The 14430-nt window shown below is 67.7% G+C and carries 14 protein-coding genes and 2 pseudogenes; 5 read left to right on the top strand and 11 right to left on the bottom strand.

What is annotated here, in order from left to right; genetic code table 11:
- Positions 1–51 precede the first annotated feature (51 nt).
- The 4 genes from HG421_RS06395 to HG421_RS06380 all read left to right on the top strand — a co-directional run bounded on the left by HG421_RS06395 (position 52) and on the right by HG421_RS06380 (position 4408).
- Positions 52–1419 (top strand): FAD-dependent oxidoreductase, encoded by a 1368-nt coding sequence (locus HG421_RS06395; protein ID WP_169705699.1) that lies wholly within the window; start codon positions 52–54, stop codon positions 1417–1419.
- Positions 1420–1590: 171 nt separating this feature from the next.
- Entirely contained in the window at positions 1591–3036 is a 1446-nt protein-coding gene (gene sbcB / locus HG421_RS06390; protein WP_169705698.1) for an exodeoxyribonuclease I, read from the top strand.
- Positions 3033–3719, top strand: a complete 687-nt coding sequence (locus HG421_RS06385; protein WP_169705697.1) for a DUF2461 domain-containing protein — start codon at positions 3033–3035, stop codon at positions 3717–3719. Before sbcB ends, HG421_RS06385 begins: the two co-directional genes overlap by 4 nt.
- Positions 3720–3841: 122 nt before the next feature.
- Entirely contained in the window at positions 3842–4408 is a 567-nt protein-coding gene (locus HG421_RS06380; protein WP_169705696.1) for a DUF2939 domain-containing protein, read from the top strand.
- A gap of 164 nt (positions 4409–4572) precedes the next feature.
- On the opposite strand, the gene HG421_RS06375 is transcribed toward HG421_RS06380, so the two are convergent.
- From HG421_RS06375 to HG421_RS06330, 10 genes and pseudogenes are all read right to left on the bottom strand, one after another.
- Complete coding sequence (locus HG421_RS06375; RefSeq protein ID WP_169705695.1) at positions 4573–5313, bottom strand: transferase; 741 nt, start codon at positions 5311–5313, stop codon at positions 4573–4575.
- Entirely contained in the window at positions 5310–6275 is a 966-nt protein-coding gene (locus tag HG421_RS06370; protein ID WP_064509238.1) for a 5'-nucleotidase, read from the bottom strand. Before HG421_RS06370 ends, HG421_RS06375 begins: the two co-directional genes overlap by 4 nt.
- A gap of 147 nt (positions 6276–6422) precedes the next feature.
- Complete coding sequence (locus tag HG421_RS06365) at positions 6423–7199, bottom strand: NAD kinase (RefSeq protein WP_169705694.1); 777 nt, start codon at positions 7197–7199, stop codon at positions 6423–6425.
- Positions 7200–7404: 205 nt separating this feature from the next.
- Positions 7405–9540, bottom strand: coding sequence for a bifunctional 23S rRNA (guanine(2069)-N(7))-methyltransferase RlmK/23S rRNA (guanine(2445)-N(2))-methyltransferase RlmL (rlmKL, locus tag HG421_RS06360; RefSeq protein WP_169705693.1), 2136 nt, complete (start codon positions 9538–9540; stop codon positions 7405–7407).
- Positions 9537–9728, bottom strand: a pseudogene (locus tag HG421_RS06355) (hypothetical protein). The gene rlmKL and the pseudogene HG421_RS06355 overlap by 4 nt, the downstream one beginning before the upstream one ends.
- Positions 9707–9986: pseudogene (locus HG421_RS06350) on the bottom strand (ABC transporter ATP-binding protein); the annotation flags it as partial. The pseudogenes HG421_RS06350 and HG421_RS06355, both read right to left, overlap by 22 nt.
- 110 nt (positions 9987–10096) lie before the next feature.
- Positions 10097–11050 carry a class I SAM-dependent methyltransferase gene (locus HG421_RS06345; RefSeq protein ID WP_169705692.1) on the bottom strand — a complete coding sequence of 318 codons (954 nt, stop codon included), beginning with the start codon at positions 11048–11050 and terminating at the stop codon, positions 10097–10099.
- 186 nt (positions 11051–11236) lie between these two features.
- Positions 11237–11743 carry a GNAT family N-acetyltransferase gene (locus tag HG421_RS06340; RefSeq protein WP_169705691.1) on the bottom strand — a complete coding sequence of 169 codons (507 nt, stop codon included), beginning with the start codon at positions 11741–11743 and terminating at the stop codon, positions 11237–11239.
- Between the two features lie 40 nt (positions 11744–11783).
- A complete protein-coding gene (locus tag HG421_RS06335; protein ID WP_169705690.1) occupies positions 11784–12311 on the bottom strand; it encodes a hypothetical protein in 528 nt (175 codons plus the stop codon).
- On the bottom strand, positions 12308–12799 hold the full coding sequence (locus HG421_RS06330) for an MOSC domain-containing protein (protein ID WP_169705689.1): 492 nt from the start codon (positions 12797–12799) through the stop codon (positions 12308–12310). The genes HG421_RS06335 and HG421_RS06330 overlap by 4 nt, the downstream gene beginning before the upstream one ends.
- Positions 12800–12822: 23 nt before the next feature.
- Between HG421_RS06330 and HG421_RS06325 the strand changes: the two genes are divergently transcribed.
- Positions 12823–13398 (top strand): N-acetylmuramoyl-L-alanine amidase, encoded by a 576-nt coding sequence (locus HG421_RS06325; RefSeq protein WP_169705688.1) that lies wholly within the window; start codon positions 12823–12825, stop codon positions 13396–13398.
- 36 nt (positions 13399–13434) lie between these two features.
- Here the strand turns inward: HG421_RS06325 and HG421_RS06320 are convergent, their stop codons facing one another.
- On the bottom strand, positions 13435–14388 hold the full coding sequence (locus tag HG421_RS06320) for a DUF1684 domain-containing protein (RefSeq protein ID WP_169705687.1): 954 nt from the start codon (positions 14386–14388) through the stop codon (positions 13435–13437).
- Positions 14389–14430 lie beyond the last annotated feature (42 nt).

Genomic DNA, 14430 nt, shown 5'->3' with positions numbered 1-14430 from the left:
CTGTCTCCCCCTTTTTGCCGGCGCTGCGTCCGGCTGCTGCCGGACATTGCATTGAGCCCAGTCTCCCCTCGCTCCCTGACCCTGATCGGCGCCGGCCTGGCCGGTTGCCTGCTGGCCATCCTGCTGTCGCGTCGCGGCTGGCAGGTCACCGTCTACGAACGCCGCGGCGATCCGCGCATCAAGGGCTACGAGTCCGGGCGCTCGATCAACCTGGCGCTGGCCGAGCGCGGCCGCCATGCGCTGCGCCAGGCCGGGGCCGAAGACGCAGTGATGGCCAAGGCGGTGATGATGCGCGGGCGCATGGTGCACCCGGTCAGCGGGCAGCCGCAGCTGCAGCGCTATGGCCGCAACGACAGCGAGGTGATCTGGTCGATCCACCGCGCGGCCTTGAATATTGCGCTGCTGGATCTGGCCGAACAGGCCGGTACGCGCGTGCACTTCCATCGCCGCCTGCATACGGTGGACTTCGATGCCGGCTACGCGCGCTTCATCGACGACCGCGACGACCAGCCGCACGAGATCCATTTCCAGAGCCTGATCGGCAGCGACGGGGCCGGCTCGGCGCTGCGCGCGGCGATGCAGCGCAAATCGCCGCTGGGCGAGCGCATCGAGTTCCTGGATCACTCCTACAAGGAGCTGGAAATTCCGCCGCTGCCCGATGGCGGCTTCCGCATCGAACGCAATGCGCTGCACATCTGGCCGCGCGGGCGTTACATGTGCATCGCCCTGCCCAACGATGGCGGCACCTTCACCGTCACCCTGTTCCTGCCCAACGCCGGCGACCCCAGCTTCGCCACCACCCGCACCGGCGAAGAAGCGCATGCCCTGTTTTCCCGCGATTTCCCCGATGCGCTGCCGCTGATTCCGCAGCTGGAAGAACACTGGGAGGAACATCCGCCCGGTCTGCTCGGCACCCTGACCCTGGAGCGCTGGCATCTGGACAGCCGCGCACTGCTGATCGGCGATGCTGCGCACGCAATGGTGCCCTTCCACGGCCAGGGCATGAACTGCGCATTCGAAGATTGCGTGGCGCTGGCCGAGCAGATGGATGCGCACGAGGACATCGGCAGCGCATTCGCTGCGTTCGAAGCAGCGCGCCGCGACGATGCCGCCGCGATCCAGCAGATGGCGCTGGAAAACTACCTGGAAATGCGCGACCGCGTGGGCGATGCCGACTTCCTGCTGCAACGCGAACTCGAGCAGCAACTGCAGGCGCGCTGGCCCACCCGCTTCGTGCCGCATTACACCATGGTGACCTTCCTGCGCACACGCTATTCGATCGCGCTGGCGCGCAGCGAGATCCAGCGTGAAATCCTGGTCGAGGCCACGCGTGGGCACAACGACCTGTCGCGGATCGACTGGAGCGCGCTGGAAGCGGTGGTGCATGCACGCCTGGAGCCGCTGGAAGGCGCGCACTGAGGGTGTCATCGCAGCCTGTGCAGTGCGCGCAGACGCGCACGCGTGTCCGCGCAGCGGGCGCCCGACCCGGCCCACAGCTGCGCCTCAGCGTGCCAGCGCCGCGATGAGGGATACTAGCGGTCACTAGGCGGCGCATACGCCGTGCGCCGCGGATCTGGATGTCGCAACCGCATGCCCGAGAGCTTTCTCTTTTACGACCTGGAAACCTTCGGCCAGGACCCGCGCCGCACCCGCATTGCGCAGTTTGCCGCCGTGCGCACCGATGCGCAGCTGCGCATGATCGAAGAGCCGATCAGCTTCTTCGTGCAGCCTGCCGACGACCTGCTGCCCTCGCCCTACGCCACCATGGTGACCGGCATCACGCCGCAGCATGCGCTGCGCGAAGGCGTGACCGAAGCCGAAGCGTTCGCACGGATCGCCGAGCAGATGAGCCGCCCGCAGACCTGCACGCTGGGCTACAACTCGATCCGCTTCGACGACGAGTTCGTGCGCTGCGGCCTGTTCCGCAATTTCTACGACCCCTACGAGCGCGAGTGGCGCGGCGGCAATTCGCGCTGGGACCTGCTGGATGTGCTGCGCCTGGTGCATGCATTGCGCCCGGACGGCATCGTCTGGCCGCAGCGCGAGGACGGCTCCACCTCGTTCAAGCTCGAACACCTGGCCAATGCCAACGACGTGCGCGAGGGCGATGCGCATGAAGCGCTGTCCGACGTGTACGCCACCATCGGCATGGCGCGCAAATTCCAGCAGCACCAGCCGAAGTTGTGGGACTACGCGCTGCGCCTGCGCGACAAGCGCTTTGCCGCCACGCTGCTGGATGTGATCGGCATGCAGCCGGTGCTGCACATCTCTCAGCGCTATCCTGCCTCGCGCCTGTGCGCGGCAGTGGTATTGCCGCTGACCCGGCATCCGAGCATCGACAGCCGAGTGATCGTGTTCGATCTGGACGGCGACCCGGAGGTGCTGCTGCGGCTGAGCCCGGAGGAGATCGCCGAGCGGTTGTACATCCGCGCCGCCGACCTGCCCGAGGGCGAACAACGCATTGCGCTCAAGGAAGTGCATCTGAACAAGTCGCCGGCGCTGGTCGCCTGGCAGCATCTGCGCGACGCCGATTTCCAGCGCCTGGGCGTGGACCGCGACGCAGTGCTGGCCAAGGCCGAACGCCTGCGCGCCCTCGGCCCCGCCCTGGCCGAGAAGGTCCGCCAGGTCTACGCCAACGAGCGCGGCGCCGATGCCGCAGGCAACGATGCCGACGCCTCGCTCTACGACGGCTTCCTGGCCGAAGGCGACAAGCGCCTGCTGGCCCAGGTGCGCGCCAGCGCGCCCGCCGAGCTGGGCGCGCTGGAAGCGCGGTTCCGCGACCCGCGCCTGATCGAGTTGCTGTTCCGCTACCGCGCGCGCAACTGGCCGCAGACGCTGTCGTTCGACGAGCAGGAACGCTGGAACCAGTACCGCCGCAAGCGCCTGCTCGAAGACCATGGGCTGGGCGAAGTCACCCTGGACCAGTACCACGCACAGATTGCGGATTTACGGCTTGCTCACCCCGACGATGCTAACAAGCAAGCCCTACTCGACCAGCTCGCCGCCTGGGGTTCGGACCTCCAACGCACGCTATGACCCGCTATTTTTCCGACGCCAGTTTCAAGTTCCTGCGCGCCCTGGCCCGCCACAACGACAAGACCTGGTTCAACGACCACCGCCATCAGTACGAGGCGCATGTGCGCCAGCCGTTCCTGCAGCTGATCACCGATCTGCAACCGGGCCTGGCGCAGGTGAGCGAACACTATCGCGCCGACCCCAAGACCCAGGGCGGCTCGCTGTTTCGCATCTACCGCGACGCGCGCTTTTCCAACGACAAATCGCCGTACAAGAACTGGCAGGGCGCGCGTCTGTTCCATGCGCGCCGGCGCGAAGTACCGGCCCCCTCGTTCTATCTCCATCTGCAGCCGGGCGAGAGCTTCGTTGGCGCAGGTCTGTGGCATCCGGAACCGGACACCCAGCGCAAGCTGCGGCAGTTCATCTTCGACAACCCCGGCAGCTGGAAAGCGGCCGCGCACAACCCCAAGTTGCGTCGCAAGTTTGCGCTGGACGACAGCGAAAAGCTGGTGCGTGCACCGCGTGGCTTCCCCAACGATTTCGAGTTCATCGACGATCTCAAGCACCGCAACTGGGCCTACCTGCGCCACCTGGACGACACCGTCATGACCGGGCCACGCCTGCGCCAGACCATCGAGGCGGACCTGGTGACGTTGGCGCCGTTCGTCGATTACCTGTGTGCGGCGCTGGATCTGGAATTCTGATGCGGCAGGCGGCATGCGCCGTGCCGCCTTCGACGTAGTACCGGTGATCCTGTGACCCATGCCCGCACGCACTGGCTGCGCGCAACCACCCCCCCCCCGTCCCTGGCAACGGAGTGCGAACGATGAAGAAGCGTTGGTGGTGGGTGCCCCTGGCAATGGCGGTCCTGCTGGCCGGCTATGTGGTGGCCGGGCCGTATCTGGCCATCCGTGGCATCAGCCACGCGATCGCCGAGCGCGATGCTGCGCAGCTGGACCGCCATGTGGATTTCCCCAGCCTGCGCGTCAATCTCAAGGCGCAGCTGGACGATTACCTGGTGCGACAGGCCGGCAGCGGCATGCAATCGAGCCTGCTCGGCGGCTTCGCCCTGCAACTGGCCAGCGGCATCAGCGGCGCCGGCGTGGATACCTTGGTGACGCCGCTGGGCATCGGTGCCTTGCTGCAAGGCCATAGCGTGTGGAATCGCATGATCGGCGATACCGTCAGTGCCGACACCTACGCGGCGCCAGCACCGGCGCGACCGCTGCAGGGCGCCACGCAACGCTTCGAATCCACCCAACGCTTCACCGCCACCACGCAGACCGCCAACGGTGCGCCGGTGACCTTCGTGCTGACCCGCCAGGGCCTGAGGTGGCGGCTGACCGATATCCAGCTACCGCTCGGCGACCAACCCGCTCGACCTGCGCCCTAGGCGTTGCGCGCCAACGCGATGGCTTGGCGTGCAGTCACCTGCAATTGCCAGGTTTTCAAAGTGGGCGGCGTGTCAGCGGACAAGCGACGCGCAACGCCTGATCGCTGTTCGTGATGACGCGGTAGCGCAGCAGCAGGCCCCTTCTCGCTCGGTCAGGCCATGCCTTAGGAAAACCGCCAGGCGCGCTCCGTCCATGCCGCCTGCAGCCGCAGCATCGCAGGACGCAGCTGGCGGCGCGCCGCCCACGGCAACGGCGCCAAGGCGTGCGCCGGGGGCGCTGGCGTATGCCTGCGGTTCCAGGCGAAGACCACCTGATTGCGCAGATCCGGCTCGGGCAACACCAGCACCAGACCGTCGAACAGCGAACGCAGCTGCGCCAGATGTGCGGCAATGGGCACGTCGTAGAGGTTGAACGCCAACACGCCGCCCGGGGTCAGCGCGGCGCGGCACTGCGCGTAGAACTCGGGGGTGCACAACGCCGGCGGGATGCCGTCGGCATCGTAGGCATCCAGCAGCAGCAGGTCATAGCGCCCGCCGCGGCTGGCGATCCAGTCGGCGCCGTCCCCCAACGTGATCCGCAACCGCGCATCGTCGCGGGGAATTGCGAATGCATCGCGCAGTGCCAGCACCTGCGCATCGGCCTCCACCGCTTCGATACGCGCATGGCGCAGATAGCGGTGGCAGAACTTCAACTGCGCACCACCGCCCACGCCGATCACGCCGATGCATGCAGGCTGCGGCTGCAACCACATTGCGGCCAGCATGCTGCGCGTATACGGCAATACCAGCCGGTGCGGTGCCCAGCGCGCCATGCGGGTCTGCACCGTGTCATCGCTGAAAGACAGCTCCAGCGTGCGCCAGGTGCGGCGCAACGCCGCGCGTACTGGCGGCGGCGCTTCGCTCATCGGCTCGGCGGATCGTTGGCCACGCCGTGCGGCACATGCCCGGCGGCCACATGCTGGTGCTGGCGTGCGCTGTCGATGTTGTGCTGCGAATCGTCGAAGAAGATATCCGCACCGAAGGCTTCGAGGAACGGCCCCTTGTGCCGGCCGCCGAGAAACAGCGCTTCGTCCAGCCGCACGCCCCACTCGCGCAGGGTACGGATCACCCGCTCGTGCGCCGGTGCCGAGCGCGCGGTGACCAGCGCGGTGCGGATCGGCGAGGCTTCGCCGGGTGGAAATGCCGCCTGCAGCGTATGCAGTGCCGACAGAAAGTTGCGAAACGGCCCCACCGACAACGGCTCGCGCGCACGCTCGCGCTCATGCCGCCCGAAAGCTTCCACACCCTGCTCGCGCGAGATGCGTTCGCTCTCATCGCCAAAGATCACCGCGTCGCCGTCGAAGGCGATGCGCAACTGCGTGGACAGCCGGCTTTCGTCGTTGTCCACGATCGCTGCAGCCGCCTCGGCACGCTCGCCCGGCGCACGCGGCATGATGGTGGCTGCGGCAATGCCGTGGGTCAGCGCACGCCGCACCGAGTCCGGGTTGGCCGAGAGGAACAGATCGGTGCCGAACGGTTTGACGTACGGCCAGGTCGGCTCGCCGGAGGTGAAGGTTGCGCGCACGATGCCCAGGTTGTAATGCTGGATCGAATTGAAGATGCGCAGGCCGGTATCGGCCGAATTGCGCGACAGCAGGATCACTTCCACGCGCGGGGTTTCTTCGGGCACGTCGTGGTTGAGCGCCAGCAGCTTGCGCACCACCGGAAACGCCACGCCCGGCTGCAGGATGTCGTCCTCGTGCTCGCGTTGGAATGCCGAATACGCCTCCACCCCGCTGGATTCGAACAAGGCATGGCCCTCTTCGAGATCGAACAGCGCGCGCGAGGTCACCGCGACGGTCAATAACCTGGGGGAGTTGTCAGCCATTTGGGTGTCGGGATTGGGGAGTCGGGAGTCGGGATTGGTTTGAAGCGGACACCGCCGCTGCACGATGCCAGGATGATCGCACGTCAACCGCAGACAGCGGGCCGGTGATTGACCAATCCCGATTCCCGAATGCCCAATCCCCGCCCCTCACACCGCAAACTGCTCGCTGAAGATGCGTTCTTCCAGGTTATGTTCCGGGTCGAATAGCAGGGTCACGCGACGCTGCGTGGATTCGCGGATGGTCACTTCCACCACATCGCGGATCTCGTGCGAATCGGCGGTGACGCTGACCGGGCGTTTGTAGGGATCGAGCACGCGGAAGCGCACTTCGGTATCGGCCTTGAGGATGGCGCCGCGCCAGCGTCGCGGGCGATATGGCGCGATCGGGGTCAGCGCCAGCGTATGCGAGCCCAGCGGCAGGATCGGCCCGTGCGCCGAATAGTTGTACGCGGTGCTGCCGGCCGGGGTGGCCACCATCACGCCGTCGCCGATCAGCTCGGCAATGCGGGTCTGGCCGTTGAGATCCACGCTCAGATGCGCAGCCTGGCGGGTCTGCCGCAGCAGCGACACCTCGTTGTAGGCCAGCGAGCCGGCACTGGTACCGGATTCGGTCTGCACCAGCATTTCCAGCGGCCGCAGGTGGGCGGGCTCGGCGCGCTGCAGGCGCACCAGCAGATCGTCTTCGTCGTCGCGGTACTGGTTCATCAGGAACCCGACCGAGCCCAGCTTCATGCCGAATACCGGCTTGTCGGCAGCGCCATGGCGATGCAGGGTCTGCAGCATGAAGCCGTCCCCGCCCAGGGCGCAGACCACGTCGGCCGTTTCCAGCGGATGATCGCCATAGCGCTGCACCAGGCGCGCGCGCGCATTGGCAGCGGGCTCGGTCGGGCTGGCCAGAAAAGCGATACGGGGTGGTGCGGTCATCGTCGACTCCAGAACGTGCGAATCAGCATACCGCAGCCCCGTGGCGGGCTTGTTGCCGCCGCGCCCCGCCCTCGCCTGCGCGGCCGCAGTTGCGTCCGCGCGTTCAGGCGCTACCGCAACTTCGCCGTGTGCCGATGCGGCAACTGCGCGTGCTGGCGACTTTGCCACCGCACCCAGCACTGCATCGCACACGACCAGGCTAGGCTCAGGCCGTCAACCGCCAGGCGCGATGGATGCGCGCATGCCGCTCGAAATCCGGGTCGATGGTGCGCGGGCTGATCTCCTGGCATTGCGCGAACTCGGCCACCGCTTCCTCGTCCAGCTTGAAACGGCGGAAGTTGTTGGAGAAATACAGCACGCCGCCCGGCGCCAGCCGCGCCACCGCGGCGCGCAGCAGGCGCACATGCTCGCGCTGGATATCGAAGTCTTCCGCGCGCGCGGAGTTGGAGAAGGTCGGCGGGTCGCAGAAGATCACATCGAAATGCGCACGCTCGGCTTCCAGCCAGGCCAGCGCATCGGCCTGCACCAGCTTGTGCTTGCTGCCGGCCTGGCCGTTCAAGGCCAGGTTGTCGGCGCACCACTGCAGGTAGGTACCGGACAGATCCACGCTGGTGGTGGCGCTGGCACCGGCCACCGCCGCCTGCACGCTGGCCACGCCGGTGTAGCAGAACAGGTTGAGGAAACGCCGGCCCTTGCTCTGCTGCGCCATGGTGCCGCGCAGCGGGCGGTGATCCAGGAACAGGCCGGTGTCCAGATAATCGAACAGGTTCACCCGCAGCAGCGCGCCGTGCTCGCGCACGTTGACGATCTCGTTGCGTTGCTCGAAGCGGCCGTACTTGCTGCCGCCCTTGCCCCGCTCGCGCGACTTCAATGCGACACGCTCGGCCGGCACCTCGAACACCTCGCGCGCAGCGGCCAACAACTCGCCCAGGCGACGGCGCACATCCGCCTCGGGAATGGTCGCCGGCGCGGCATATTCCTGCACGTGCAGGAAGATGCGCCGGTCGCCATCGGCTTGCTGATATACGTCGATGGCAGCGGAATATTCCGGCAGGTCGGCATCGTAGACGCGGAAGCACTCGATGCCTTCGCGCGCACGCCACTTCTTGAATTTCTGCAGATTCTTGCGCAGCCGGTTGGCCACCATCTGCGCGCCTTCGCTGAGCGCAGTCGGCGCCGCCAACGGCGTACGGCGCGGCACCGCGATCGGGTCGCAGACGATCAGCGCACACTCGATCGCGCCATTGAACAGCTGGTACTTCTTGCCGGCGCGCAGCCCGGTGGCATAGGCCAGCTCGGCGTTGCCGCACAGCAGGCTCGCACGCCACTGCGGCACCACGCGCTGCAGGGTGTCGCCAAGCTTGCGATACAAGGCCGCATCGGCAGCCAGGCGCTCGTCGTAGGGCGGGTTGCACACCACCACGCCGGTGGCCTGCGGCGGGGATTGCAAGTCGCCGACCTCGCGCACACCGAACCAGATCGCCTCGGCCACGCCGGCCACCTGCGCATTTTCCTTGGCGGCACGGATCGCGTGCGGGTCCATGTCGCTGCCATGGATCACCTGCTTCAGCGCGGCACGCCCGGCGCTGTCGCGATCGCGCGCCTCGTTCACCAGCTGCTGCCAGCCCTCGCGGTCGAAGCCGCGCCAGCGGCTGGGCACATCGCTGCCATAGCGCTGCAGGCCCGGGGCCACGTCGGCGGCCATCAAGGCGCCTTCGATCAACAGCGTGCCGCTACCGCACATCGGATCCAGCAGACCGCCGCCATCGGCATAGACGCGCGGCCAGCCGGCGCGCAGCAACACCGCCGCGGCCAGGTTCTCCTTCAACGGCGCCTCGTTCTGCGCCATGCGCCAGCCGCGCCGGTGCAACGGGCCGCCGCCCAGGTCCACCGATATGGTGGCGCGGCCCTTGCGCAGCGACAGGTTCAACCGCAGGTCCGGGCTTTCCACATCCACCGAGGGGCGTTCCAGCCCCTGCCGGCGCATGGTGTCGACCACCGCGTCCTTGATGCGCTGCGCGGCGTAGCGCGCGTGCGTGATCGCGGTGCCGAAGACGTGCGCATCCACCGACAAGGTGTGGCCCACCGACAGGTGCTCGTCCCACGGCAGTTCGGCAACACCGGCGTACAGCGCATCCTCGTCCGGGCAGTCGAACTCGGTGAGCGGCCACAGCACGCGGCTGGCCAGGCGCGACCACATCACCGCGCGCAGCGCATCGCGCGGTTCACCCTCGACGTTGACGCCGGAAATGGTGGCAGTGGCCTTGCTGGCGCCAAGCGTCAGCAGCTCATCGACAAGCAGGTATTCCAGGCCTTTGGCGCAGGATGCGAAGAATTTCACGTGGGCAGGTATCGATAAAGACGCTGGCCGCGGCGGCGAGCGTGGGAGCAGGACGGCGGGCCGGCGCCCGCAGGGGCAGTGCCGTGGCCGCCGGGGACGGGCGCAAATGGTCGGCCATCGCGGCCGGCATTACCACCCCCGCCGGCCGCATCGCCCGCCGCGCGGTTCACCACGGCGCCAGCCGCCACTGCGGCTGCGCGGTGTCCAGGCGCTGCTGCAGGCCCAGCCGCTGCAGCAAGGCGGCGGCGTGCGAGGCCACCAGCAGTGCGCCGATGTCGCTGCGCAGCAGTTCCTCGATTGCCTCCAGCACCCTAGAGCCAGGCCGCTGGTAGCTCGTCCAGCAACGGCAGGTGCGCCGGCCGTGCCCGGTACGGCGCGCAGGCCAGCGCAGCCTTGAGGCGCTGGCCGCCGCTGAACTGGCCGGACGGCAGACCCGAAGGACGCTGCGCGGCCACCTGCAGCGCCCCGGGTCACCGGCAACCGACCGCTCCAACCCAGCCGCTGCGGTCAGGACGACGCAGCTCGCCACTCCGGCTCGCCCTGAACCAAGGGCCGCTCAGGCGGCAGGCGGCTTCCGCGCGACGACGGTCGGAAATACCCCGACAGGATCGTCGATGAATGTCACATCGCCGTAGCCAGCGCGTTGCAGCAGCTCCAGCGTTTGTGCCTGGGTGCGGAAGGTGACGCTCGGCGGGCTGACCTTGGTGAGAAGTTCCTGCAGATGCCAATTCGAGGCGTCGACAGCCTCCAGTTTCCATGGCGACTGATCAGAGCGCTGCGGCGGCGGCGTCAGGAAGCTGGTCACCAACGTGCCTCCCGGCCGCAGCCAATCGAAAAAGACGCGATACAACGCGAGCACCCGCGCATCGTCCGGCTCGTAAATATTCAGGCCATTGCTGGTGAGCACATCCGCGCTGCCGGGCTCGCCCGCCTCCCAGGCGTCCTGCAACTGCAGCGATACCAGGTGCTCCAGCCCCCGCTGCCGGGCCAGCGCACGCGCGCCGTCCAGCGCCTGCGGATCCAGGTCGGTGCCGAGCAGCCGCACGTCCGGGCAGTGCCGGTAGTCCAGCATCAACAGCTCGCCCATGAAGCCGCAGGCGACCGACACCAGGGTCATGCCTGGACGCAACAGCGCCTGCAGCTGGTGCTGGAAGATGCCGAAACGATGCCGGGTGGCAACCAGCAGCGGAATTCGCTCGAACAGCGCATGCTCGAGCATGGGCGCAGTATCGCGCGCCAATGTACCGGGCTGATAGGTCACCATCTGGTGCGCCCAGTGCGCATTGAGTCCGCGGTTGTGCAGCAGGAACCGGCCCAGTTCGAAGGTCGACATCGCATCGACCAGACACAGCAACGCATCCAGCCGCTCGGGTGTGTGGGCCTCGTCGCGGAGCAACCGGGCCCGCACCGCCGTCAGTGCCTGCTCGTCCTGCGTGGACGGATCATTCGAATGGGAGAGCAGACGGCCGCTGGGCGCGGACCCTTCGGACTGCAAGTCGACAGGCGGCATCGGGCACCTCGGCAGTGATGGTCTTTGATGCGATGCAGTGTCGCAGCCCTGCCTGCCGCGCCGTCGACGACCGCGCGATGACCGTTGCCGCGAAACGAACACGTCCACTGCACGGCATCGGCGCGCGCGGCGGCACCATTTCGCCGACAGCATGGCGTCCTGCCCAGGCGCGCCAATTCAGCCCAGTCAGCCCAGTCCGAATGCCGGGTGATACGCCACATCGGCCAGTGGCAGCAGGCGGTCGCCGAAGGCCAGCGCCTGCAGTTCCGATACCGGCGCCTCGGGCAGGGTCAGTCCGGGCTCGACCGCAAATCCCAGCTGTTTGAAGAAGCCCGGCGCACCCAGCGCCAGACAACCGGCCGCGCCGCGTTCGCGCAGATTCGCCAAGGCCGCCTGCACCAACCGCGTGCCCAGACCCTGGCGTTGATGCCCCGGCCCCACCGCCAACGGCCCCAACGCGTACCAGCCGGTGGAGCCGTCCGACAGCGATACCGGCGACACCGCCAGATGCCCGACCACGTAGCCGTCGTGATCGGCCACCAACGACAACACCAGCGCCCCGTCCTCGCGCAGTGCCGCGATCACGTGCTGCTCGTCGTGGCGGCTGTGGTCCTCGCGCATGAACGCGACCATGGTCAGGATCTCGATGGCGGCCGCATCGTCTTGGCTGGCTTGGCGAATCAGCACGTTCATCGGCTACCTCGCTGGCAGCGCCAGCCACCGCACGCGTGCATCACAGGCCGTTCAACAGATCGGCGAACGCGGCCGACGCCGCATCCACATGCGCAGCCAGATCGTGTTCGTCGTCGACCAGCAACAACCGCGCACGCCGCGCCTGCGCCCAGGCGATCACTTCTGCCGCCGGGATCAACGCATCGCGCCAGGCATGCACGATGGAGATCGGTACCGGCGCCGCATCCAGTGCCGGCATCGGGCCCATCGTGGTGGGCGGCACCATCAGGAACAGCCCCTGGGTGGGTACCTGCAGCGACACCTGTGCGGCGATATAGGAGCCCAGGCTGGAACCGGCCAGCACCAGCGGGCCCCTGTCTGCGGCTGCTCGCGCAATCTGCAACAGCCGCAGCAGCCGCCCCTGTACATCGCCAAGCCGGCTGATCTGGCGCTGCGCATCCAGGTCGGTGAAATCCGGGCGCTCGTGGGTCCAGCCCAGACGCTCGGCCACCTCTGCCAGCGCGGTGACCTTGCGTGCCGCCGGGCCACTTTCGAAGCCGTGCGCCAGTATGCAGTGACCGCGGCTCATAGCGCCTGCACCGTATCGCCCAGCCGCACCACGCCGCCACGCAGGATGCGCGCGCACAGGCCGCCGTGCCCGCGCATCGCGTTGTAGCCACCTGCTCCCAGCGCGTCTTCCATGCGCGAGCAAGGGTCGCAAGGGTCGGTGCCTTCCAGCTCGACATCGCCGATACGGAAACGCCGCCCCTTCAACGCGATCAACGCAATCCCGCTGACCACCAGATTGCGTCGCAGCGTGGCCGGCGCGATCGCCGCGTGCCCGGCCAGCGCCGCGATCACCGGCAGATGCTCGGCCTGGATCAGGGTGACCCCACGCTTGCCACTGCCGCCCTTGTAACGATCGCCCACCAACCCGATGCCGGCGGTGGCCTGGACCGCGTCCACCTCCAGCATCTCCACGTCACGCGCCGGACGCACGCCGATCCAGGTCACCTGGCCGGTCTGCGGCAGCGTCGCCATCAATTTGCCCAGGGGGCTGTCGGGATTCAAAACCATCGGGCAATGCTAGCATCCGCTCCATGTCCGATGCCGTCCTGCCGTCGCCACCGATCACCTACGCGCCGCTGCCCTACGAATCGCGCCTGGCCCGCCGCGCGCTTGGCCAGATCGACATGGTGGTCATCCACTGCACCGAATTGCCGGACATGGCGATGGCGCGCGACTACGGCGAGCGCGTGCTCTACGACAGCGGCACCGGCAACAGCGGCCATTACTACATCGACCGCAATGGCAGCATCCAGCAGTACGTCGCGCTCGAGCGCATCGCCCATCACGTGCGTGGGCACAACCCGCACACGCTGGGGATCGAACTGGTCAACAGCGGGCGGTATCCGCACTGGCTGGATTCGCGCCATCAGCTGATGCACGAGCCGTATCCGCAGGCGCAGATCGCAGCGCTTGTCACGCTGTTGCAATGGCTGCAACAACAGCTGCCTGCGGTGCGCCGCATCGCCGGTCACCAGGAACTGGATACCACGCTGGAAGCGGCCAGCGACGATCCGGCGCGCAAGATCCAGCGCAAGCTCGATCCTGGCCCCCTGTTTCCGTGGCCCCACATCGAAGCGGCGGTCGACTGGTCGCATGCGCTGCGTTGAACGCATGCCCGGTCGCGGCGCGCACCGCCGGAGCGGTCAGGGGTCCAGCGAGCGATAGGTCTTTTCGCCCGCGTTCACCGCCACGTCCAACCGATTTTTTGGCGGCGCGATCGGGCAGACCACATGCGGGGTGATGGCGCAGGGCGGATTTTCGGCCAGATTGAAATCCAGGGTCAGCTGCCCGTCGCGTGGCATCGCGGTGAACAGATAACGCGCGCCGCCATAGCTTTCCTTGCCGCTGGTGCGGTCGGCAAACAGGAAGAACAATCCATTGCCGTCGTCCTGCGTGATCGGCTGCAGGCGATACTCCCGGCCATCGCGCTTGAACACGGCTTCACCCGGGACCTCCACCGTCAACGGCGTGCCGATCGATGTCAGCAAGGTGATGCTGCGTGGCGTGGCATACGGCTGCCAGCGCGCCTGCAGGCGCCAGTGCGGATCGGTCGGGAAATAGTCGAAACCCTGAAAACGGCTGATTGCCGCCGCGCCCGGGTCGCGGAAGCGCCAGCCGAACAACGTGCCGGTCTGCACCAGATAGAACTGCCGGTTCTGCACCTCGAGCCGGTCGCCACGCCGGCCTGCGCGTTCGGGCTCCAGACTGACCTCATCGACCGGCTGCCCGTTCAAGCGCACCGTCACGCCGGCCGCAGCGCGGAAACGCACATGTCCTTCGGCATCCAGGCTCAGCTCGCCCAGCTGCGCCGGCCCGGCCGGCAGCACCAGATCGCCGTGCGGATCGCTGCCGACCCGGTAACGTCCTGCGCGCAGGCGACCGGAGCCGGTGTAGCTCAGCCAGCCATCGGCTGCGCGCACCTGGTCCAGTCGCCGGGCGCGCGCGGCTTCCAGTGCGACTTGATGGACCTGCACCGCGTCCGTGTCATGGCGGCCGCTTATCCGCACACCGTCGGTGCCGGCAGTGGATCCCGCCGAGCACGCCGCCATCGACATTACCGCGGCGCACACGACGCCAGCCTGCGAATGCAACCGCATGTCACCCCAACCCTGCAAGAAATCGCGCTCCGCGCCGCGAGC

This window comes from Xanthomonas campestris pv. badrii (assembly GCF_012848175.1).
In the GTDB taxonomy this organism is placed as follows: domain Bacteria; phylum Pseudomonadota; class Gammaproteobacteria; order Xanthomonadales; family Xanthomonadaceae; genus Xanthomonas; species Xanthomonas campestris_C.
This window is presented reverse-complemented; position numbering and strand designations above follow the sequence as displayed.

What these genes read in the sequence shown, in the direction of transcription:
- sbcB (WP_169705698.1), top strand. Translation starts at nt 1,591, where the DNA reads ATGCCCGAGAGCTTTCTCTTTTACGACCTGGAAACCTTCGGCCAGGAC.
- HG421_RS06385 (WP_169705697.1), top strand. Translation starts at nt 3,033, where the DNA reads ATGACCCGCTATTTTTCCGACGCCAGTTTCAAGTTCCTGCGCGCCCTG.
- HG421_RS06380 (WP_169705696.1), top strand. Translation starts at nt 3,842, where the DNA reads ATGAAGAAGCGTTGGTGGTGGGTGCCCCTGGCAATGGCGGTCCTGCTG.
- HG421_RS06375 (WP_169705695.1), bottom strand. Translation starts at nt 5,313, where the DNA reads ATGAGCGAAGCGCCGCCGCCAGTACGCGCGGCGTTGCGCCGCACCTGG.
- HG421_RS06370 (WP_064509238.1), bottom strand. Translation starts at nt 6,275, where the DNA reads ATGGCTGACAACTCCCCCAGGTTATTGACCGTCGCGGTGACCTCGCGC.
- HG421_RS06365 (WP_169705694.1), bottom strand. Translation starts at nt 7,199, where the DNA reads ATGACCGCACCACCCCGTATCGCTTTTCTGGCCAGCCCGACCGAGCCC.
- HG421_RS06345 (WP_169705692.1), bottom strand. Translation starts at nt 11,050, where the DNA reads ATGCCGCCTGTCGACTTGCAGTCCGAAGGGTCCGCGCCCAGCGGCCGT.
- HG421_RS06340 (WP_169705691.1), bottom strand. Translation starts at nt 11,743, where the DNA reads ATGAACGTGCTGATTCGCCAAGCCAGCCAAGACGATGCGGCCGCCATC.
- HG421_RS06335 (WP_169705690.1), bottom strand. Translation starts at nt 12,311, where the DNA reads ATGAGCCGCGGTCACTGCATACTGGCGCACGGCTTCGAAAGTGGCCCG.
- HG421_RS06330 (WP_169705689.1), bottom strand. Translation starts at nt 12,799, where the DNA reads ATGGTTTTGAATCCCGACAGCCCCCTGGGCAAATTGATGGCGACGCTG.
- HG421_RS06325 (WP_169705688.1), top strand. Translation starts at nt 12,823, where the DNA reads ATGTCCGATGCCGTCCTGCCGTCGCCACCGATCACCTACGCGCCGCTG.
- HG421_RS06320 (WP_169705687.1), bottom strand. Translation starts at nt 14,388, where the DNA reads ATGCGGTTGCATTCGCAGGCTGGCGTCGTGTGCGCCGCGGTAATGTCG.